20 protein-coding genes and 1 pseudogene are annotated in these 20719 nt (G+C 55.9%); 12 read left to right on the top strand and 9 right to left on the bottom strand.

All coding sequences use genetic code 11. The features are described 5' to 3' along the window. Positions 1-82: 82 nt before the first annotated feature. From ACTF5F_RS12585 to ACTF5F_RS12560, 6 genes are all read right to left on the bottom strand, one after another. The gene (locus ACTF5F_RS12585) at positions 83-1120 is read right to left on the bottom strand and encodes a substrate-binding domain-containing protein (protein WP_438957217.1); all 1038 of its coding nucleotides are present in this window, start codon (positions 1118-1120) and stop codon (positions 83-85) included. Positions 1121-1213: 93 nt separating this feature from the next. Then, on the bottom strand, positions 1214-2275 hold the full coding sequence (locus ACTF5F_RS12580; RefSeq protein ID WP_438957216.1) for an ATP-binding protein: 1062 nt from the start codon (positions 2273-2275) through the stop codon (positions 1214-1216). A gap of 65 nt (positions 2276-2340) precedes the next feature. Then, positions 2341-3513: a trans-sulfuration enzyme family protein gene (locus ACTF5F_RS12575; protein ID WP_438957215.1), complete on the bottom strand. Its 1173-nt coding sequence runs from the start codon at positions 3511-3513 to the stop codon at positions 2341-2343. After that, positions 3510-4034 carry a gamma carbonic anhydrase family protein gene (locus ACTF5F_RS12570; protein ID WP_438957234.1) on the bottom strand — a complete coding sequence of 175 codons (525 nt, stop codon included), beginning with the start codon at positions 4032-4034 and terminating at the stop codon, positions 3510-3512. Before ACTF5F_RS12570 ends, ACTF5F_RS12575 begins: the two co-directional genes overlap by 4 nt. Further along, the gene (gene gmk, locus ACTF5F_RS12565) at positions 4028-4666 is read right to left on the bottom strand and encodes a guanylate kinase (protein WP_438957214.1); all 639 of its coding nucleotides are present in this window, start codon (positions 4664-4666) and stop codon (positions 4028-4030) included. Before gmk ends, ACTF5F_RS12570 begins: the two co-directional genes overlap by 7 nt. A gap of 3 nt (positions 4667-4669) precedes the next feature. Further along, positions 4670-5560: a YicC/YloC family endoribonuclease gene (locus ACTF5F_RS12560; protein WP_438957213.1), complete on the bottom strand. Its 891-nt coding sequence runs from the start codon at positions 5558-5560 to the stop codon at positions 4670-4672. Between the two features lie 195 nt (positions 5561-5755). Here ACTF5F_RS12560 and ACTF5F_RS12555 point away from each other — a divergent pair, with 195 nt between their 5' ends. After that, entirely contained in the window at positions 5756-6376 is a 621-nt protein-coding gene (locus tag ACTF5F_RS12555; protein ID WP_438957212.1) for a hypothetical protein, read from the top strand. Between the two features lie 47 nt (positions 6377-6423). Here ACTF5F_RS12555 and ACTF5F_RS12550 read toward each other — a convergent pair whose 3' ends face one another. Further along, a complete protein-coding gene (locus tag ACTF5F_RS12550; RefSeq protein ID WP_438957211.1) occupies positions 6424-7794 on the bottom strand; it encodes a class II 3-deoxy-7-phosphoheptulonate synthase in 1371 nt (456 codons plus the stop codon). Positions 7795-7987: 193 nt separating this feature from the next. Here ACTF5F_RS12550 and ACTF5F_RS12545 point away from each other — a divergent pair, with 193 nt between their 5' ends. From ACTF5F_RS12545 to ACTF5F_RS12495, 11 genes and pseudogenes are all read left to right on the top strand, one after another. Then, the gene (locus tag ACTF5F_RS12545) at positions 7988-8989 is read left to right on the top strand and encodes a GlxA family transcriptional regulator (protein WP_438957210.1); all 1002 of its coding nucleotides are present in this window, start codon (positions 7988-7990) and stop codon (positions 8987-8989) included. A 204-nt stretch (positions 8990-9193) separates the two neighbouring features. Further along, on the top strand, positions 9194-10384 hold the full coding sequence (locus tag ACTF5F_RS12540) for an ABC transporter substrate-binding protein (RefSeq protein WP_438957209.1): 1191 nt from the start codon (positions 9194-9196) through the stop codon (positions 10382-10384). Between the two features lie 88 nt (positions 10385-10472). Beyond that, positions 10473-11258, top strand: a complete 786-nt coding sequence (locus ACTF5F_RS12535) for an ABC transporter ATP-binding protein (protein ID WP_438957208.1) — start codon at positions 10473-10475, stop codon at positions 11256-11258. Between the two features lie 27 nt (positions 11259-11285). After that, a complete protein-coding gene (locus ACTF5F_RS12530; RefSeq protein WP_438957207.1) occupies positions 11286-11999 on the top strand; it encodes an ABC transporter ATP-binding protein in 714 nt (237 codons plus the stop codon). Positions 12000-12005: 6 nt separating this feature from the next. Then, the gene (locus tag ACTF5F_RS12525) at positions 12006-13019 is read left to right on the top strand and encodes a branched-chain amino acid ABC transporter permease (protein ID WP_438957206.1); all 1014 of its coding nucleotides are present in this window, start codon (positions 12006-12008) and stop codon (positions 13017-13019) included. After that, the gene (locus tag ACTF5F_RS12520) at positions 13016-14347 is read left to right on the top strand and encodes a branched-chain amino acid ABC transporter permease (protein ID WP_438957205.1); all 1332 of its coding nucleotides are present in this window, start codon (positions 13016-13018) and stop codon (positions 14345-14347) included. Before ACTF5F_RS12525 ends, ACTF5F_RS12520 begins: the two co-directional genes overlap by 4 nt. 194 nt (positions 14348-14541) lie before the next feature. Next, positions 14542-15219, top strand: a complete 678-nt coding sequence (locus tag ACTF5F_RS12515) for a hypothetical protein (RefSeq protein WP_438957204.1) — start codon at positions 14542-14544, stop codon at positions 15217-15219. Next, positions 15209-15814 (top strand): TolC family protein, encoded by a 606-nt coding sequence (locus ACTF5F_RS12510; protein ID WP_438957233.1) that lies wholly within the window; start codon positions 15209-15211, stop codon positions 15812-15814. Before ACTF5F_RS12515 ends, ACTF5F_RS12510 begins: the two co-directional genes overlap by 11 nt. A 133-nt stretch (positions 15815-15947) precedes the next feature. Next, entirely contained in the window at positions 15948-18365 is a 2418-nt protein-coding gene (locus ACTF5F_RS12505; protein ID WP_438957203.1) for a penicillin acylase family protein, read from the top strand. Between the two features lie 48 nt (positions 18366-18413). After that, on the top strand, positions 18414-18620 hold the full coding sequence (locus ACTF5F_RS12500) for a hypothetical protein (protein WP_438957202.1): 207 nt from the start codon (positions 18414-18416) through the stop codon (positions 18618-18620). 68 nt (positions 18621-18688) lie between these two features. Beyond that, positions 18689-19126 (top strand): annotated as a pseudogene (locus ACTF5F_RS12495) (diguanylate cyclase domain-containing protein); the annotation flags it as partial. A gap of 26 nt (positions 19127-19152) precedes the next feature. On the opposite strand, the gene hflX reads toward ACTF5F_RS12495, so the two are convergent. Both hflX and hfq read right to left on the bottom strand, forming a co-directional pair. Then, on the bottom strand, positions 19153-20430 hold the full coding sequence (gene hflX / locus ACTF5F_RS12490) for a GTPase HflX (protein WP_438957201.1): 1278 nt from the start codon (positions 20428-20430) through the stop codon (positions 19153-19155). A 2-nt stretch (positions 20431-20432) separates the two neighbouring features. Continuing rightward, on the bottom strand, positions 20433-20666 hold the full coding sequence (gene hfq / locus ACTF5F_RS12485; protein ID WP_438957232.1) for an RNA chaperone Hfq: 234 nt from the start codon (positions 20664-20666) through the stop codon (positions 20433-20435). Positions 20667-20719: the final 53 nt, after the last annotated feature.

Genomic DNA, 20719 nt, shown 5'->3' with positions numbered 1-20719 from the left:
CGATAGCAAACTGAAGTACTTAAATTGGTATCAGCAGCGAAAAGTGTTGGGTGGCCCAGAAGCGGGCCACCCGACGGACCGATCACATCGCGTCCATTGTCTGTTCGTCAGCGACGACGGCTTGTGTTTCCTCAAGCGCTGGGTCGGAGACGAGGCCGTATTCCGCCAAAGGACCGTCCGGACCCGCGATCTCATCCGCCACAAAGAATTCAGCATATTCCTTCAGACCTGGGATCACACCGATGTGCGCCGCTTTGATGTAGAAATAGAGCGGGCGGGACACAGGGTATTCGCCGGTTGAGATCGTCTCTGTTGTGGGCTCAACACCAGACATGGTCGCCACTTTCAGCTTGTCTGTGTTGTTCTCGTAAAAGGCCAGACCGAAAACACCGATGCCATTGACGTTGGCGTCGATACGGGCGAGCGTTTCTGTGTAGTCGCCGTCGATATCAACAGAGCGGCCGTCGCCACGCACCGCGAGGCAGGCGTCTTCTGCGTCGTCTTCGGACATACCTGACGCGATCATTGCGTCATGTGCGCCTGTTTTTTCACAACCTGCTGCGATGACCTTCTCTTCAAACACTTCGCGTGTGCCGTGCTTTGTGCCCGGGATGAACGCCAGGATTTCTTCGGCTGGAAGATCTGGGTTGAAGTCAGACCACATGGTGTATGGGTTGTCGACCAATTCACCATCGACCAGCACCTTTGGCGCCAGTGCGTTGAAGATATCGGCCGGCTCAAAAGACGTGAAGTCAGGGCCATCAAGCTGGGATGCAAATACAATCCCGTCATAGCCGATGCGGACTTCAATGATGTCGGTGACGCCAGCCTCTGCGCAGGCTTTGATCTCTTTTTCACGGATCGCGCGAGAGGCATTTGCCACGTCGATTGTGTTTTCACCGACGCCTTCGCAGAAGCGCTTCAAACCGGCGGAAGAGCCGCCTGATTCAACAACAGGTGTTGGGTAGTCGAAGTTTTCGCCGAAGGCTTCCGCCACGATGGAGGCGTATGGGAGGACCGTGGAAGAACCCGCAACTTGCACGTTATCGCGTGCGGCAGCAGTTGTTGCGGAAACGGCAGTGATCGCCAGAGCAGAGGCGGTCAGTTTGAAGAATGACATATCAAGCTCCTGTAAGTCATCTGGGGGACGTTGCCCCAATGCGAGCGTTTTCATGAGCCCTCGCAACGTTTTTGTGTCAGTTTTGTAAACCTTTTATGACAAACTGTCCTTTAGGGCGTCTTTGCCTGCAAACACTGGCAAAATCACAGAAAAAACTGCCCCTTCCCCTTCGACGCTGTCGATCTGTAGGCGGCTCCTGTGACGGTTGATGATGTGCTTGACAATAGCGAGGCCAAGACCGGTGCCGCCAACCTCCCGCGAGCGGTGAGAATCGACGCGGTAAAAACGTTCGGTGAGGCGGGCCAAATGGTGCGGCGCAATCCCCTGCCCTTCGTCGCGTACCACCAATCTGATCCCGTCCGCCCGCAATTGCGGTTCATGCGTTGGAGGCGTGATGGTTATGTGAATGGTTCCGTCCCGCTTGCCATATTTCGCAGCGTTCTCAATAAGATTGTTGACAACTTGGCGGAGTTGGTTCGTGTCACCGACCACCGCGGCGCCGTTGCTTTGATCGTTGATGTCAAGGGTCGCACCGGCTTGATCGAGAAGGGGTTCGAGATTGGAGATCGTCTCGCTCAGAACATTCGACAGGACGACGGGTTCTTTTGGGCGCACGCGGCCCTCGGCCTCCACGCGGCTGAGGGACAAGAGGTCGTCGACCAGCCTCGTCATCCGGCCCGCCTCATGGTCCATGATCGTCAAAAACCGATCCTGCGCAATGGGATCGGATTTGGCGGGGCCGCGCAGGGTTTCGATGAATCCTGAGAGTGCGGTCAACGGTGTGCGCAACTCATGACTGACGTTGGCCACAAAATCGCGCCGTATCTGGCCGATGTCCTCATCAGCGGTTTTGTCGGTAAACGCGAGAACAGCCCCAAGCGGGCAGCTTGAGATTTGGACTTGATAGATCGTCTCCCGCTCCGCCTCCCGACCGAGGTAGCGGGCGTGTTGCGCTTCCCCCGTCTCAATCGTCCGTTCGATCTTGTCCAAGAGGTTTGGCTGACGCAGGGCTGTGATATAGTGCCGCCCGCGCATATGACCGCCCACCAACCGCTCCGCCGGTTGGTTCATCGCCACGATAGTCTGATCCGCGCCAATGAGAATGATCGGCATCGGGATCGTTTCAAACAGGGAGGAGGCGAGTTCGGGCGTCATTATGTGTGTCTGTGTTAAAGCCTAGGTGATCTAGGCTTTGAATGTAACAGTTTCATGATAAGCGGTCAGACGGCAGCGGCGACTGCTGTGCGAAGCTCTTCAATCAACAGATCAGCATCCTCCACGCCTACGGACAAACGGAAGAACCCTTCGCTTACTCCCATCGCTGCCCGCGCCTCTGGCGTGAGCGCACGGTGGGAGGATGAGGCGGGATGCGACAAGGTCGTTGAAATGTCACCCAAAGTTGGCGCGAATGGGATCTGATCTGCTGCGCGGATGAAGGCATTCGCAGCCATTCGCCCGCCATTCAATTCGAACGACACCATATTGCCGCCCGCACCTGTCAAGATGTGGGTGCGGTTGTGATCTGGGTGGTCGGGGAGCGAAGGATGCAAGACACGGATCACGCCGTCACAGCCTTGCAGGGCCTTCGCGACTCTCACCGCGTTCTGTTCAGCACGGTCATATCGCAATTCAAAGGATTGCAGTCCCCGCTCCGCCAACCAGCAATCAAACGGGCTGGGTGACAGGCCCCATGTGACCGCGGCAATGGTCATCTTTTCCATCAGATCTGGGTCTTTTGCGGCGACATAGCCGAGCATGGCGTCGGAATGCCCGGCGAGGAGTTTTGTCACGGAATGGACGATGATGTCGGCGCCGTTGTCGAACGGACTGTATCCGCGTGGGGTGGTAAAGGTGTTGTCGACAACAAGAAGCGCGCCGACCTGATTCGCCAAAGCGGCTATTCCTTCCATATCGGCGATGCGGATGGTGGGGTTGGAGATCACTTCGACTATGATCATCTTCGTATTCGGCTGTACCGATGCGCGCATTGCGGCGATGTCGGTTGGATCGGCGAGTGAAGTCTCAACCCCAAAGCGCGGCAAATCCTCCGCCATCAAACGGAGCGTTCGGCCATACAGCTGCGTGCTGCCAAGAACATGGTCGCCGCTTTGCAGGCAGCCCATGAAGACAGCGCCGATGGCTGACATGCCAGAGCCGGTGATCAAACCTCCAGTCGCGCATTCAAGATGGTCGATTTTCTGGGCCAGGACCGTTGCGTTTGGGTGTCCCTCGCGGGAGTAGGTGTAGCCCGACCCCTCGACATACTGCTGGTCCAAAGCGTCCGCGTCAGGGCTGGCATAAACGACTGACGGCTGGATCGGTGTCGTAACAGGTTTTGAGGTCGATTGCGGCCACGCAGGGCGTCGAGCAATGCTTTGTTTCTTATCGGTCATGAGAGGGGTCTTAGGTCAGAAGCGAAACGTTGAGCGTTGGCTTGATAGCCAAGCGCGGATTTGCGCAGGCCCTTTATCTGCTCGTCCGTCAGCTCACGGACGACCTTGCCCGGCATGCCCATCACAAGGGAACCATCTGCGATCACCTTGCCTTCGGGGATCAGCGCCCCTGCCCCGATGAGGCAATTGTCGCCGATGACAGCACCATTCAGGACGGTTGCCCCCATCCCGATCAAGGAATTGTTGCCAATCGTGCAGCCGTGCAGCATCGCCTTGTGTCCAATCGTGCAGCCCGCGCCGATGGTCAGTGGAAAGCCCATGTCCGTGTGAAGCACACAATTCTCCTGCACGTTGCTGCCAGCGCCAATGCGGATTTCTTCGTTGTCGCCGCGCAGCGTACAACCAAACCAGACGGAGGTTTTCGCTTCCAGAACCACATTACCGATCACATGACTGGCAGGCGCCATCCATGCTGTGGGATCGACGGTTGGTTCTGTATTTCCCAAAGCGTATTTCATGATCGGCCCTCAAATTCTTCTTTCAAGGTCAGGATGCGTTTCATCAAATCGGGCTGTTGCTTTGCGCGCAGCCGCTCCGCCGAAATGATGTTTTTCAACCGCTCGGCTGTCTCCTCAACCTTATCATTGATCAGCACATAATCGTAGACATCCCAATGGCTTATCTCGTCCCAGCTTTTCTGCATCCGACGCTCAATCACTCCTGGGTCGTCTTTGCCGCGACTGATCAAGCGGCGGTGGAGTTCGGGGATGGATGGCGGCAGGATGAAGATCGACAACACATGATCGCGCAAGGCGGATTTGGCGATTTGCTGTGCGCCTTGCCAGTCGATGTCGAAGAGCACGTCACGGCCTTCATTGATTGCGGCCTCGACCGGTGCGACAGGTGATCCGTAATAGTTCTCAAACACTTGAGCGTGTTCTAGCATTTCGCCTCGGTCCACTTGACCGGTGAATGTATCTACATCGACAAAGAAATAGTCCTTTCCATCCACCTCCCCCTCGCGCGGGGCGCGAGTTGTGGCAGAGACGGAAAAGCTCAGCGTCGAATCCCAATCACGCAGCATCCCCGCGAGCGTCGATTTGCCTGCACCGGAGGGGGAGCTGAGGATGACAAGAAGGCCGCGGCGCGTCATGGGTTATTCCACATTCTGAATCTGTTCGCGCATTTGATCGATCACCGCTTTCAAGTTCAAGCCAATCGCGGTCAGATCTTTGAACTGCGCTTTTGAGCAGAGTGTATTGGCCTCACGATTGAACTCTTGCGTCAGGAAGTCGAATTTGCGGCCCATCGGTTTGCTTTCTTTCAGCATGTCGCGGGCGGATGTGACGTGGGTTCTGAGGCGGTCAATCTCTTCGGTGACGTCCTGTTTGACCGCAATCAGCGCCAGTTCCTGCTCCAATCGGGCGCTGTCAGCCTCGCTGACATCTTGGACCACTTTGTCAAAGGCTTCCTTGAGTACCTTTTTTTGGTGGTCCTTCCGCGCCTCTGCTGCGGTTGCGGCTTCGGCGGTCAGGTTTTCGATGGTGTCGATCTGACCAACCAGCACTTGCGACAACCCTTCGCCCTCGGTTTTCCGCATCGCGATGAAGTCATCCATCAGCGGATCTAGGTCAGCGATGATGGCTTTGCTCAAAGCCTCCCCATCCGCCTCTGCCACTGCTGCTATCATGACCCCGCGCTGTTGCAAAACATCGGCGGCGGTGGGTTGGCCGAGGGTGACGCCGAGACTGAATGCGCGATCTTGAACCTGATCGAGCGCTTTTAAAACCTTGTCGAGCTGCGTCTCATCAACTGTCAGGTCTTGTCCCTGCTCATCACGGGACAGTTTAAGTGAGACGGTGACACCGCCACGTGTCAGCCGCGCTTTTAATGTGGTGCGGACGGCTTGCTCTAGCCCGTCGATGCCATCGGGAAGCCGCAAGCGGATGTCGAGGCCGCGTGCATTCAAGCTTCTGATTTCCCACGTCCAATTGGTCGCATCAAAGCTGCCACTGCGGGTCGCGTAGGCTGTCATGGAGTGGATCATATGCGTGCTCAACACCTGTGAAGTTCTGCGCAGCACCTAAGGCCAATCGGCGTGGAGGGGCAAGCCCAATGGGTGGTCTTCGGGCGCAGGAATGGCCCCAGGCGTTAACCGTTTAGGGACTTATTTGGGGAAAGCGCGCCAGTTTTCTGCAATTTTTTCAGTGATTGCGGCAAAATTGTTAAGGAGTGCCTTGTCATGCTCATCACGTCGTTTGGATCGCGTCCGCAAAATACGAGTGCAGAAACACAGTTTCGGTTGCAGCTGTTAGAGGTGTCTTGGCGAAAGCTGGCAGATGGTTCGCCGCAAGAGCTGGATGTGAATGCCTTGTTGGAAACCGATCCCGGTGCTATTGTTTTATATTGGACGAAAGCTGGCGCCGTGCGGACACAGTCGATTGCGCCGGAGCTTGGCCGGAAACTTCACCCCACCCGTGAAGAGGTCCCTTTTGCAAGGCTCTTTGATGAACCGGCACGAGGGATCGTTTTGGAACTACTGGATGCGACATTCACATTGCCAGCGGTTGTTGAGATCCTCGTCGTCGCCAAGAGCAGGCACATCGGGCGGAAGATCGCGTGGGAGCTTATCTTGCTGCTATATGCGGGGTATCACACGAAGCCCATCCAGTTACTAGGCGTGCTGTTGATAGATCATGACGCGCGTTTGAAAGACAAGAGTTTTGAGATTGATCCAAACCGGTCTTGGAGCTGTGATGAGTTATATGGCGCAACCGATGTGTCGCCCCCGACGCGGCCGCAACTGCAATTGGTCGTTGATAACGGTCCAGCAACCCCGGCTCTGCAAAAAGGATTAGCATAAAAAAGAGGCTCGAGTTGCCCCGCGCCCCTTTTGAAATGCTGTTGGCCTTAGCTGGCCTTCGCTTGATCCAGCTTCGCACGGCGTGCAGACAGTTCCTCAGACACGAGGAACGCCAACTCAAGCGATTGGCTTGCATTCAAGCGCGGATCACAAGCTGTGTGGTAGCGGTCAGACAAATCCTCATCCGTGACAGCGCGGACACCGCCCGTGCATTCGGTCACGTCTTTGCCCGTCATCTCAAAATGCACACCACCTGGGATCGTGCCTTCGGCGTTGTGGACGGCGAAGAACTCCTTCACCTCGCGCAGAACGCTGTCGAACGGACGGGTCTTGTAGCCTGACGTCGACTTGATCGTGTTGCCGTGCATCGCGTCGCAGGTCCAAGTGACGTTCGCCCCTTCTTCCTCAACCGCTTTGATTAGACGTGGCAGGTGTTCACCCACGGTCCCTGCCCCGAAGCGCGCGATGAGCGTCAGACGCCCGGCTTCGTTGTCAGGGTTGAGCGTGCTCATCAATGACTTCAGATGGCCTGTTGTCATGCTTGGACCGCACTTAAGACCAATTGGGTTTTGAACGCCTTTGCAGAACTCCACATGTGCCCCGTCCGGCTGACGGGTGCGGTCACCAATCCAGATCATGTGTCCTGACCCTGCCAGCCACTTACCAGTGGTTGAGTCGATGCGGGTCAGCGCTTCTTCATACTCCAGCAACAAAGCCTCATGGCTGGTATAAAACTCAACCGTCTGCAACTCATGCAATTTTTCACTGCTGAGACCAGCCGCTTCCATAAAGTCGAGCGTGTCGGAGATGCGTTTTGCCACTTCACGATACTTTTCCGCCTCTGGTGCGCCGGTAAAGCCCAGCGTCCACGCATGAACTTGGCGCACGTCTGCGTAACCACCGGTAGAGAACGCGCGGATCAGGTTCAGCGTTGCGGCGGCCTGCATGTAGGCCTGCAACATTCGCTCCGGGTCAGGGATGCGGGCTTCGGGTGTGAAGTCAAACCCGTTGATGATGTCACCGCGGTAGCTCGGCAGTTCCACCTTATCAACGGTTTCAGTGGGGGCAGAGCGTGGCTTGGCCATTTGGCCTGCCATCCGGCCCACTTTAACTACCGGCACTTTCGCGCCGTAGGTCAGCACCATAGCCATCTGCAACATCACCTTAAATGTGTCGCGAATGCTGTCTGCTGAAAACTCCGTAAAGCTTTCCGCGCAATCGCCGCCTTGCAGAAGGAATGCTTCCCCCCGGCTGGCTGCTGCGAGGTGGTCGCGCAAACGCCGTGCTTCGCCCGCAAATACCAAAGGTGGATAGCCGGCAAGACGCGCTTCAACAGCGCTCAATGCCGCCGCATCCATATATTCTGGCATCTGAACCCGGGGCTTGTTGCGCCAGTCAGATTTTTGCCAATCAGTCATCGTCTTGCTCCATAAAATGTAAAATACCGTGTTAGCGGTACCGAGCCTTGCTTATAGCGGCCGGTGTTATAAGGGCAAATGACAATTTCGGCTTTTTCAGCCGGCTTTGCCGAAAGATGCTTTGGAATCCCCTTGATCGGGCGAAAGAAAGGGTGTTGAGGTAGGAAACCACCTGTGTGCTAGGGACGCGCAAATGACGACTAAAGTTCAAACCGTCAAACTGACCGACGTCGGCAAACCACGCCGCTTTGTGTTTGTGCTTTTGTCTGATTTCACCATGCTGTGTTTTGCAGCTGCGGTTGAGGCGTTGCGCATCGCCAACCGCACGGCAGAAACGGAGCTGTATCAGTGGCGGATTTTGAGCGAAACAGGCGAAGGCATTGCCTGTTCGAACGGATGCCAGTTTGGCGTCGATGGCGCCTTGAATGAGTTGGAGCGGGACGACACCGTCATGCTTTGTGGTGGCATTGATATTCAAAGCGCCACAACCCAAAAACTTTTGAATTGGATCCGTCGCGAGGCGCGCCGCGGTGTCACAATGGCAGGTCTCTGCACAGCCGGACACAGCTTGGCGAAGGCAGGCTTGCTCAACGGCAAAAAGGCGACGATCCATTGGGAAAACCAAGACAGCTTTGCCGAAGAGTTTGAAGATGTAAAACTGACAAAGTCAGTTTTTGTGATCGACGGTAATCGGATCACAACGGCGGGCGGCACCGCCTCAATCGATATGATGCTCAAGATCATTGCGGATGATCACGGGGAGGAACTAGCGAATGCCGTGGCCGATCAGCTGATCTATTCCGCGATCCGCACGGACCAAGACACGCAGCGCCTGTCGATCCCAACACGGATTGGCGTACGGCACCCGAAGTTGAGCCAAGTCATCCAAATGATGGAGCAAAACATCGAAGACCCGATCAGCCCGTCGATCCTTGCCAAAGACGTTGGCATGTCGACGCGGCAGTTGGAGCGGTTGTTTCGGCGGTATTTGTCGCGCAGTCCGAAGCGATATTACATGGAACTTCGTCTGCAAAAGGCACGGAACTTGCTAATGCAGACGGATATGACCGTGATCAACGTGGCCTTGGCCTGCGGCTTTGCATCACCATCGCATTTTTCCAAATGCTATCGGTCGCATTACAACACAACGCCTTACCGCGAACGCGGTACGATGTCGTCGCGGCTTACAGTTTGAGCGCGCGAATCCGGCGCAAGGTGCCGTAACGTCAACCGACCTTGGCGAACCACCTCAGGAGTGTATTTTTCCGAAACAGGCCGCCTAGAAAGGGATTTCCGCCGGATTTGACCTACTTAGGGACGATTCAACGCGCTTCCCTTTTTTGGAATGGCTGATAATCTGCGCGTCAGGGTAAAAGAGTTATCCGATAGGGAGAATACTATGAAAAAACTGATGATGGCTTCTGCAGCCACAGCATTGATGGCAACTGGCGCACTCGCCGACGGCCACTCTGAAATCAAAATGGGCGTTATCTTGGGCTTCACAGGTCCAATTGAATCCCTGACACCTTCCATGGCGGACGGTGCTGAATTGGCGATGAAAGAAGTCACAGACTCCGGTCTGCTGCTTGGCGGCGCTTCCGTGACATCCGTCCGCGCTGACTCCACATGTATCGATGCAGGTGCTGCGACTGCGGCGGCTGAACGTCTGGTGTCCTCTGACGGCGTCAAAGGTATCATGGGTGCTGACTGTTCCGGCGTCACCGGCGCGATCCTGTCCAACGTTGCTTTGGCAAACGGCATGGTCATGATCTCACCATCCGCAACATCGCCTGCCCTTTCTTCACCTGATGACAACGGCCTTTTCTTCCGCACAGCCCCATCTGACGCGCGTCAGGGTGTTGTGATGACAGAAGTACTGATGGAAGAAGGCATCATGGAAGTTGCTGTGACATACACCAACAATGACTATGGTAAGGGTCTTGCTGACAGCTTCCAGGCCGCTTTCGAAGCTGCTGGTGGTACAGTGACAATCTCTGCTGCGCACGAAGACGGCAAAGCTGACTACTCCGCTGAAGTTGGCGCATTGGCTGCTGCTGGCGGTGAACGTCTGGTTGTTGCTGGTTACGTTGACCAAGGTGGTGCTGGTATCGTCCGCTCCGCGCTCGACACAGGCGCATTCGACACATTCCACTTCCCAGATGGTATGATCGGCGCGTCTTTGGAAGAGCAGTTCGGTGACGAAATCGACGGTTCCACAGGTCAGGTTCCAGGCACAGACAGCCCAGGTGTTGCAGCCTTTTCTGAACTGGTTGGTGACGCATTCGACGCGACATCCCCATTCACACCAGAAAGCTATGACGCGGCTGCACTGATGATGCTTGCTATGCAGGCTGCCGGCTCTGCCGAGCCAGCAGACTACATGAGCAAGATCGAAATGGTTGCAAACGCACCAGGTGAGCAGATCTTCCCAGGTGAACTGGCCAAGGCGCTTCAGATCATCGCTGACGGTGGAGACGTTGACTATGTCGGCGCATCCGCTGTTGAGCTGGTGAACGGCGGTGAGTCCGCTGGCAACTATCGCCAGATCAAGATCGAAGGTGGTGCAATCACCACGGTTCAGTTCCGCTAATCGGCGGTAATGTAAATAAAGCGGCGCAGGGAAACTTGTGCCGCTTTTTGTAAATCAGACGCAGAGTTCCGCGCCTTGGAGGACGTCCATGATCGTTGTTGAGAACCTCGTGAAAACCTTTGGTGGTTTTCGCGCTGTCGACGGTGCCAGCCTGACCATTGAGGAAGGGTCAATCACCGGATTGATTGGGCCAAACGGCGCTGGAAAAACCACGCTTTTCAATGTGATCGCGGGTGTTCTTTCACCATCTGGTGGTCGCGTGACGATGCAGAGCGAAGACATTACAGATCTGCCGCCCCATACGCTTTTTAGCAAAGGACTGCTGCGCACGTTCCAAATTGCACATGAATTTTCTTCTATGACGGTGCGTGAGAACCTGATGATGGTGCCTGCCGCGCAATCGGGGGAGACGCTTTGGAATGCATGGTTTGGCCGCAAGCGGATCGCGGATGAAGAACGGGCCCTGCTCGCCAAGGCTGATGAGGTTTTGGAGTTTTTGACTATCGATCATTTGAAAGATGAGAAAGCTGGCAATCTGTCTGGCGGTCAAAAGAAACTGTTGGAGCTGGGCCGCACGATGATGGTTGACGCCAAGATCGTGTTTCTGGATGAGGTTGGCGCAGGCGTGAACCGCACCTTACTAAACACCATCGGCGATGCAATCATCCGGCTCAACAAAGAGCGTGGCTATACCTTCGTGGTAATTGAGCACGACATGGATTTCATCGGCCGCCTTTGCGATCCGGTGATTTGTATGGCCGAGGGCAAGGTGCTCGCAGAGGGCACGCTGGAAGAGATCAAATCAAACGAACAGGTGATCGAGGCCTACCTCGGCACTGGCTTAAAAAATAAAGATCAGGTCGCAACGGCTTGAAGTAGAAGGGTTTAGGGAAGAACAACGATGACAGAACCCTTTCTGATCGGTGATACGATGACGGGTGGTTACGGCAAGGGGCCGGACATCCTTCATGATTGCACGATTGCGGTGAATTCAGGGGAGATTGCCGTGATTGTGGGCCCCAACGGGGCTGGCAAATCGACAGCGATGAAAGCTGTCTTTGGGATGCTGAACGTGCGCTCAGGCTCCGTTCGGCTGGATGGAGAGGACATCACCCACCTCTCCCCCCAAGCCCGCGTCATCAAGGGCATGGGGTTCGTGCCGCAGGTACGCAATATCTTCACCTCTCTCACGGTAGAAGAGAACCTTGAGATGGGTGCCTTCATCCGCAAGGACGATTTCAAGGATACGATGGCGCAGGTGTATGACCTGTTCCCGATCCTGAAGGAAAAGCGGTTGCAGGCGGCGGGCGAGTTGTCAGGCGGTCAGCGCCAACAGGTCGCCGTTGGTCGCGCGTTGATGACGCAGCCAAAAGTTTTGATGCTGGATGAGCCCACTGCGGGTGTATCACCCATCGTCATGGATGAACTGTTCGACCGGATCATTGAAGTCGCCCGTACCGGCATTCCGATCCTGATGGTGGAGCAGAACGCCCGACAAGCGCTTGAAATCGCTGACAAAGGCTATGTTTTAGTCCAAGGCCGCAACGCACACACTGGCACAGGGAAAGAGCTTTTGGCCGATCCTGAAGTCCGCCGCAGCTTCTTGGGAGGGTGATGAGATATGACTGACATCCTGAACGCGCTCGTCGCACTCGCCAACTTCGTGATTGTCCCCGGCATGGCGTACGGCGCGCAACTTGCGCTGGGGTCGCTAGGCGTGACCCTGATTTATGGGATTTTGCGGTTCTCTAACTTTGCACATGGCGACACGATGGCGTTTGGCACAATGGCCACGATCTTTGTGACATGGTGGTTCCAGTCGATGGGGATCAGCTTTGGTCCCTTGCCGACCGCTCTGCTCGCCCTGCCCTTTGGCATCGCGTTGACGGCGGGGATCGTGTTGCTGACTGACCGCTCCGTCTACCGGTTCTACCGCGAGCAGAAATCGGACCCAGTGATCCTTGTGATCGTCTCGATGGGTGTGATGTTCATTATGAACGGGATCGTGCGTTTCCTCATTGGCGTTGGCGACATTCGGTTCGCTGATGGGGAGCGCTTCATCATCTCCGCCCGTGATTTCAAAGTGTGGTCTGGTCTGAAGGAAGGCTTGGCCATCAAGACAACCCAAGGCATCACTGTCGTTACGGCGGTCATTGTCGTAGCGATCCTATTCTGGTTTCTCAATAAAACCCGCACGGGCAAATCGATGCGCGCGTTCTCTGACAACGAGGATTTGGCGTTGCTGTCGGGGATAAACCCAGAGCGGGTGGTTTTGGTCACATGGCTGATCGTCGCCGCCCTCGCCACCGTTGCAGGCACGCTTTACGGCCTCGATAAGTCTTTCAAGCCGTTCGTCTACCTGCAGCTTCTGCTACCGATCTTCGCGGCGGCGATTGTTGGTGGTCTCGGCAATCCGCTGGGCGCAATTGCAGGCGGGTTTGTGATTGCCTTTGCGGAGGTGACAATCACCTACCCACTAAAAAAAGTGCTGGGCTATCTGCTGCCCGAAAGCCTTGAGCCTGACGGCCTGGTCCAACTTTTGTCAACCGACTATAAATTCGCGGTCAGCTTCGTGATCTTGTTGATCGTGCTGCTGGTCAAGCCCACGGGCCTGTTCAAAGGACAATCCGTATGACCGATTCCCTTCGCACACCGGTTCTTTTTGGTCTTGTCGCCCTGCTCATCATTGGCACGGGCATCCTGCAAGACTGGAACGTTGCTTTACTGATCCTCAATTACGGCCTCATCAGCGCGATCATGGCCTTGGGCGTGAACCTGCAGTGGGGGTTCGCGGGGCTCTTTAACGTGGGCGTCATGGGCTTTGTGGCTTTGGGTGGCTTGGCCACTGTCCTCGTCTCCATGCCGCCGGTGACGGAGGCTTGGGCCCAAGGCGGCGCGCGGACCATTGGCGGGCTGCTGTTGGGCGCGGGCGCTGTGGTTGCGACGATCTACGCACAGCGTAAGTTCCAAGGACGGCTAAAGCTCTGGGGCACGATCGCGGTCGCGATCGCCGGGTTCTTCCTGTTCCGCGCAGTCTTTGATGGTGGCGTCGCGGCCGTTGAGGCGGTGAACCCTGCGGGCACCGGTTACCTTGGCGGTCTTAACTTCGGGTTTGAGAACTACAAAGACTGGGGGGTTATGGCTGTGGTTGCTTGGCCGATTGGCGGCGTCATCGCGGCTGGGGCTGCTTGGGTGATTGGCAAGACGGCGCTTGGACTGCGGTCTGACTACCTCGCTATTGCCACACTCGGCATTGCGGAGATCATCATTGCGATCATGAAGCACGAGGATTGGCTGGCACGCGGTGTGAAGAACGTGAACGGCCTGCCCCGTCCGGTGCCGTACGAAGTCGAGTTGCAGGAAAGTGTATCCTTCGTCGAACGCGCCAATGCGCTCGGATTTGATGCGGTCTATGCGTCGAACCTATACGCGAAACTGCTTTATTCCTGCTATTTCGCCGTCATCTTAATCATCCTGCTGTGGCTCGCGCAGAAGGCGCTGAACTCCCCTTGGGGCCGGATGATGCGGGCGATCCGCGACAATGAAGTCGCGGCTGAGGCGATGGGCAAAGACGTCACCGCGCGGCATTTGCAAATCTTCATCCTTGGATCAGCCATCTGCGGCATCGCAGGTGCGATGATGACAACGCTGGATGGTCAGCTCACACCAGGCACCTACCAACCGCTTCGCTTCACCTTCCTTGTCTGGGTCATGGTGATCGTGGGTGGCTCAGGTAACAACTTCGGCGCCGTTCTCGGCGGCTTCCTAATCTGGTGGCTTTGGGTGCAGGTTGAGCCGATGGGCCTTGCTTTGATGAACCTTATCACATCCGGCATGGAAGATAGCTTTTGGTTGAAAGACCACCTGTTGGCTTCTGCGGCGCACATGCGTTTGCTGACGATGGGTGTCATCCTCTTGCTGGTCCTGCGCTTCAGCCCGCGTGGATTAATCCCAGAAAAGTGAGATAAGAATTGAGACGGAAATGTGGCGGCAGGGCTATCGCTAACACATTTTCGCCTTATTTTGACGTGTAAACAGCAATAATGTTTACTTCGTGCATCAGGTTTTAACGCTCAACCCCATTGCTTAGATTCCTGAATCAATTGAGATTCCAGCGTTGTAGTCTGCGAAAAAAAAGATTGAGCAGGCATAATCCGATGAAAATTGCCGTGATCCCATTTCTGTGTGGTACCGCTTTGGTGGCGTGTACCCCGCTGAGCCCTGAGTACGTTATCCCTTCGCTTGAGCTTAGTGATCAGTTCATCAATTTAATTGTCGGGTCGCTCTTTAATGCGTCGAGCCAGAAATGGTGGAAGTGGCTTAACGATCCGATGTTGAATGCGCTTTTGGCACGTGGCTCTCAACAGAATTTGGATGTGCAGGCGGCGCTGGCTCGGATGGATGCAGCGGAAGCATCACTAGACACGGTTGGCGTCAACGGCCTGAGCACGGGTGGTCTTGATGGCTCTATCACGCGGGACAGTTTTGCCGGAACACAGACAACGCGCCACAGCTTGCCTTTGAGCGGGCAGACAGTGCCGGACCTCTTCGGTGGGGCTGCACGGCATCAGGATCAGGCGCTCGCTAATTTCGATGCGGCGCAACTGAATGTCGGTGTGGTGCGGTTGGCTTATCTGACAGATTTGACCAGCGCCTATGTCCAGGCACGCTATTTCCAAGAGGCCGCAGCGATTACGCGTACAACCATGCACAGCCGTTGGCAAACGCTCAATCTGCTCAATCAACGCCGAGAAGCCGGAGAAGCGACAGAGTTAGAGATGCAGCGCGGCGCAACCGCGCCCCAGTGGTTACACCAACGTTGGCCTGCCTGCTGATCTGATCCACAATCGGCCTGACATTCGCTCAGCCGAGCGCAGCTTCGCCGCCGTAGGTGTAGCAGAGGCGGAGCTTTACCCATCCATCAGTTTGAACGGCAATATCAGCACGGGAACAGCCGACAGCTGGAGTTTTGTGCCAACCGTCAACATTCCTGTTTTCAATCGCAGGACTTTGATCACCAACCGTGACGTGACTGAGGCAAATGCGCGTGAGGCGGAGATCAATTGGCGTCGAACCGTCCTCTCCGCCGTGGAAGAGGTGCAAAGCGCCCTCACCCTTTGCCTGAATTGGCGCCGTCAGTTGACTGCTTATGAACGGGCCAGTAAGGAGGCCGCCCGTGTGTTGGAATTGAGCCGCGAAAGCTATCGCGGTGGGGTAAGCACGCTCACCGATATTTTGGATGCAGAGCGTCAGGTGGCTTCAAACCGATTGGCCGTCGCAGATGCCATTCGGAACCACACGTTGAGTTGGCTGGAAGTACAAATCTCCACTGGTCAGGGATGGCTGACATCTCCTGACGCCACGGGTGGAGAGACGATGCGCCCGCAAATGCGCTCCGACCATCTCGGGGTCGCGGCTGCCCTTCGGTAACAATCTTGCCGACCCCTGAATTGGGGATGGCAGATAGGTTCCGAGACCAGTAAACTGTGGCAAAACTCAGAAAGTGGGTGCAGTGGTCGCGTTTTTGTTTCGGTGGCTCCTCCGATTGGCATCGGGGCTTATATTGCTGACGCTTGGCGCGTTTCTGCTGGCCTATTACTTCGCATCCCGGTCTCTGCCCGATTATGACGCGGATTATGTCGTCGGCAATCTCTCTGCGCCACTAGAGATTGTCCGCGACAATGCAAACGTTCCGCATATCTTTGCCTCGACGGATGAAGATGCGTTCTTTGCGCTTGGTTTTGCCCATGCACAGGACCGGTTTTGGCAACTGACCATGCTGCGCCGCACCGCCCAAGGCCGTTTGTCAGAACTCTTTGGTGAGCGTACGGTTCCGATTGACCGGTTGATGCGGAGGCTCGACCTTTACGGCAGTGCGATCCGATCCGTGTCGGCGCAAGATGCGGAGACGTCTGCTATACTCGAAGCTTATGCCCGCGGCGTGAACGCTTGGATTGATGAGGTCAACAAAGGCGCACGGGGGCGCGGAGCGCCTGAGATGTGGCTCTTCAATCATCCGGTGTCCCCTTGGGCGGCGACCGACAGTATCGCAATCCTGAAGTTGATGAGCCTGCAAATGTCGCCGCATGCACAGAACGAGGTGTTGCGGGCGCGGGTGTCGCTCACCCTCTCGCCGGAGCGCTTGGCCGATATTCTGCCGGATGACCCGCTGGAGGGGATTATCGAGCTCCCCGATTATGCCCAATTGATGAACGGCGTTGTGCCCGCGTTTGAAACAGCCCAATGGCAGGACGATCCGCTGTCGCCCATCAAACCGATCGAACTGGCGGGGGCGTCAAACGCATGGTCGGCCGGCACCAATCGGTCTGCGATGGGATCAACGTTGTTGGCCAATGATCCGCATTTCAATCTTTCCGCACCCACGATCTGGTATCTCGCGCGGCTTGAGCTTGAGCGCGGTGGGGTGATTGGTGCGATGGTTCCGGGTGTGCCAGTGATTTTTGCAGGGCGGAGCGCCGACCTCGGCTGGGGGATCACAGCCTCTTATGTCGACGATCAGGACATCTTTATCGAGGAGGTGAATCCAGACAATCCAAACGAATACCGCACCGTCGATGGTTGGGCCGCTTTTAACGTGCGCGACAGCATTATCAACATCAAGGATGGCGTCGCGGAGACGTTAGAGCTTCGATCCACCGAGAACGGTGTTGTTTTGTCGCCGGATCAATTTGATGTGGGCGCGATCACACCGCCGGGTCACGTTGCCGTGTTGGCGTGGACCGCTTTGAGCGATAGGGATACGTCCATGTCATCGCTTTATCAATTGCTGCAGGCGGAGACGCTTGAAGACGGGCTGAACGCGACCAAGACCCATATTGCTCCAAGCGTGAACGTGACCCTTGTTGATCGCAACGACATTGCCATGATCGTCGCCGGGGCGGTGCCAAATCGTGCGGAAGATCACCTGTCCAAAGGTCGGCTGCCCAGCTATGGCTATCTGCCAGAGAACCAATGGGATAGCTTTCAGGAGGCTGGGTCGGCGCTGTCGTTCATCTCCCCCGATGGGGGAATCCTTGGGAATACGAACAACAAGACGACGGATGCCCCTTTTCCCAATCACCTCAGCTTTGATTGGGGCGACACTCAACGGATCAAACGTTGGGAGCGGTTGATGCAAAACCGTGAGGTGCATACCCGCGAAAGCTTTATCGAGGCGCAGCTGGACACCGTAAGCTATTCTGCGCAATCACTGCTGCCGTTGGTCGGCGCGGATCTGTGGTTCACTGGAGAAGCCGCGCAAGACGGCACGCTTGAACGGCGCAGACGTGAGGCCCTTGATTTATTGTCAGCCTGGAATGGTGAGATGAATGAACATTTGCCAGAGCCGCTGATCTATGCTGCGTGGATGCGGCATTTGCAGCAACGGTTGATCAATGATGACTTGGGCCCTTTGGCGGCAGAGTTCACTCATGTCGATCCCGTTTTTATCGAACGTGTTTACCGCGACGTGGATGGCGCTAGCGCGTGGTGCGATGTGGCGCAGTCCGCACCGACAGAAACCTGCACGGACATCGCACGCTTGGCTTTGGATGACGCGCTGATTTGGTTGGCCGAGACTTATGGCGCCACGGTGGAAAGCCTGCGCTGGGGCGATGCGCATCAGGCGACGCATGACCATCCGGTGTTAGGTAACGCGCCGATCCTGAATTGGTTCGTGAACATCCGACAATCCACCAGCGGTGGCGATCAGACGTTGCAAAGGTCGCTAACCTCTGGTTTGGGGCCGAATCCCTTTGAGAATGTGCATGCCGCTGGCTATCGCGGGGTGTACGACTTCGCGGACCCTGACAGTTCCGTCTTTATCACCGCAACAGGTCAGTCAGGGCATCCGCTTTCAAGATACTACGATAATCTGGGTGAGTTGTGGCGGCGGGGCGAATATATTCCAATGTCGCTCGATCCTTCGCTCGCGCGAGGTGCGGCTTTGGGGATCACAACCTTGCGCCCTACCGACAATTAGAGTTGTTTAATTTACATGCCTTTAAGCATGTCCAGCTAAGTGGTGGGCATGGATACCGTTCAACCCCATCCCCAAGTGCGTTTCTTTGACAGGGACGCAGTCTTTGATTTCTATTTGTTGCTAGCGTTGGTCAACGTGGCGGTGGGATTGTTAAAAATAAGCTTTGGCATGGTAGGCGCCCTCGCCCCAAGCCTACGTGTGGTCATGACCATCGCTGCTGCAGGTGCGCTTTTGAAGATGGGCAGCATTAAATGAACGCGCAAAGATGACGTCGCCACCGGCTTACCTGATCCCGTGGTGCATGATCTGCGAACAGGGCTTTTGAACCGTCAGGCATTTTCTCAAAGCTGGATTCATCGCTCAAACGCGGCAGCCATGGATTTCTATTGCTGGTCCATGCGAAAGACGTCAGCGCAATTGATGACAGTTTCGGGACCTCGGTTGGAGATCATTTTGTGGCAACCCTTTTGGCGCGGTTTGACCCGACGATAGCGGCTGGCGATTTGTTAGGGCGTCTTGATCGGGAAACCTATGCTGTGTTCTTGAACAATCGCACACAGGACGAAGTGGAGTTTATTGGCCGGCGACTTTGTGGCGCGACATTGATCCCGCTTGGCGACTCCATTGATCGGGCACAATTGTCCGCTTGTGTGGGCTTTACCGAAGTGGTCCCAAAAGAGCCGATCCTAGATGCGTTGGAGCGCGCGAATGAAGCGATGGGAACCGCACAACGTTCAGACAGCACACTGGTGGAAATGTAGAAAACGACGCGCAAGAAAGGGAAGATCTACACCAGTTTTTGAAACTGTGCCTTCTGTTTCGCAGTCCAGTGGACGCTGAGTTCAAACCCAGTCTCTGTTTGAGCTTCTGACTGGACAACGCCCGCCTCAAAGAGCCACGCGCGACGCTTGCCATCGGCAAATCCAATCTCGAACACCTCGTCCATTTGGGGCGCTTTAACCGTTTCTGCGATGGCTTGCAAAAGATCGGTCAGCCCCGTGCCATCAATCGCGGATACTGCAAAAAGATCATCGCGTTGGTCTGCGCGCGCCAGAGCGGAGGCCCGCGCCTCTTCCGGCAAGAGATCGATCTTGTTCCAGACCTCGAGGCGAGGGGCGTCCTCCTCAATCCCGAGGTTGAGCAGGATGCTTTCGACGTCATCCGCTTGGGCTTGAGTATTTTCGTGAGAGATGTCCCGCACATGGACGATCAGATCCGCATCCAAAACCTCTTCCAATGTCGCACTGAACGCAGCGACAAGCTCTGTCGGTAGGTCGGAGATGAACCCAACCGTGTCTGACAAGATCACCTCATCCCCTACCGGCAATTCGATCCGCCGCATGGTGGGGTCCAACGTTGCAAAGAGCATGTCTTTGGCAAAGACGTCCGAACCGGTCACCCGATTGAAGAGCGTTGATTTTCCAGCGTTTGTGTAGCCCACCAAAGCCACAATCGGGAATGGGACTTTGGCGCGGGACGCGCGGTGGAGGCTGCGGGTTTTGACGACCTTTTGAAGCTGCTTGCGCAGTCGCCCCAATTGTTCATCAATGGCGCGGCGGTCCGCTTCGATCTGCGTCTCACCAGGTCCACCCACAAAGCCCAGACCACCCCTTTGCCGTTCAAGGTGGGTCCAAGCCCGCACAAGGCGTGTCCGTTGATAGCTGAGTGCGGCCATCTCCACCTGCAAGACACCTTCGGCGGTCCGCGCCCGATCCCCAAAAATCTCAAGGATCAACCCCGTCCGATCCAGAAGTTTGACCTTCCAAGCCTTTTCCAGATTGCGCTGCTGGACGGGTGTCACGGGTCCGTCGACCAACACCAGCTCAATCTCATCTGATTTCAGCTGCTGCCCCAGTTCTTCAATTTTGCCAGAGCCGAAAAGATGACCAGGGCTGACCTTGGCCAGCCGCACCACATCGCTACCCACAACCTTAAGGTCTGGCAGCGCACCGGCAAGGGACACAGCTTCTTTGAGCCGCGCATCCGCATCACGCCGGTTTTGATCGTTTCTAATGTCTGGGTGCAGAACCCAAGCCCGCGTGACGGGCTTGCCGTGTTCAAGCAAACCTATTCTTCGCCTTCATACAGGCTGATTGGCTGTGCTGGCATGATGGTCGAAATCGCGGATTTATACACCAGCTGGGACTGACCATCGCGGCGCAGCAAGACACAAAAGCTGTCAAACCACGTGATGACGCCCTGCAACTTGACCCCGTTCACCAAAAAAATGGTCACGGGAACTTTGGCTTTGCGCACATGGTTCAGAAATGAGTCTTGCAGATTCGCTTTGTCTGATGCCATCACGATCCCCTTTTTCTTGTTTTTGTGGTCGTCGCAGGACCCTTCGAGCACAT

Origin of the sequence: Cognatiyoonia sp., from assembly GCF_965661665.1 — a bacterium.
In the GTDB taxonomy this organism is placed as follows: Bacteria; Pseudomonadota; Alphaproteobacteria; order Rhodobacterales; family Rhodobacteraceae; genus Cognatiyoonia.
This window is presented reverse-complemented; position numbering and strand designations above follow the sequence as displayed.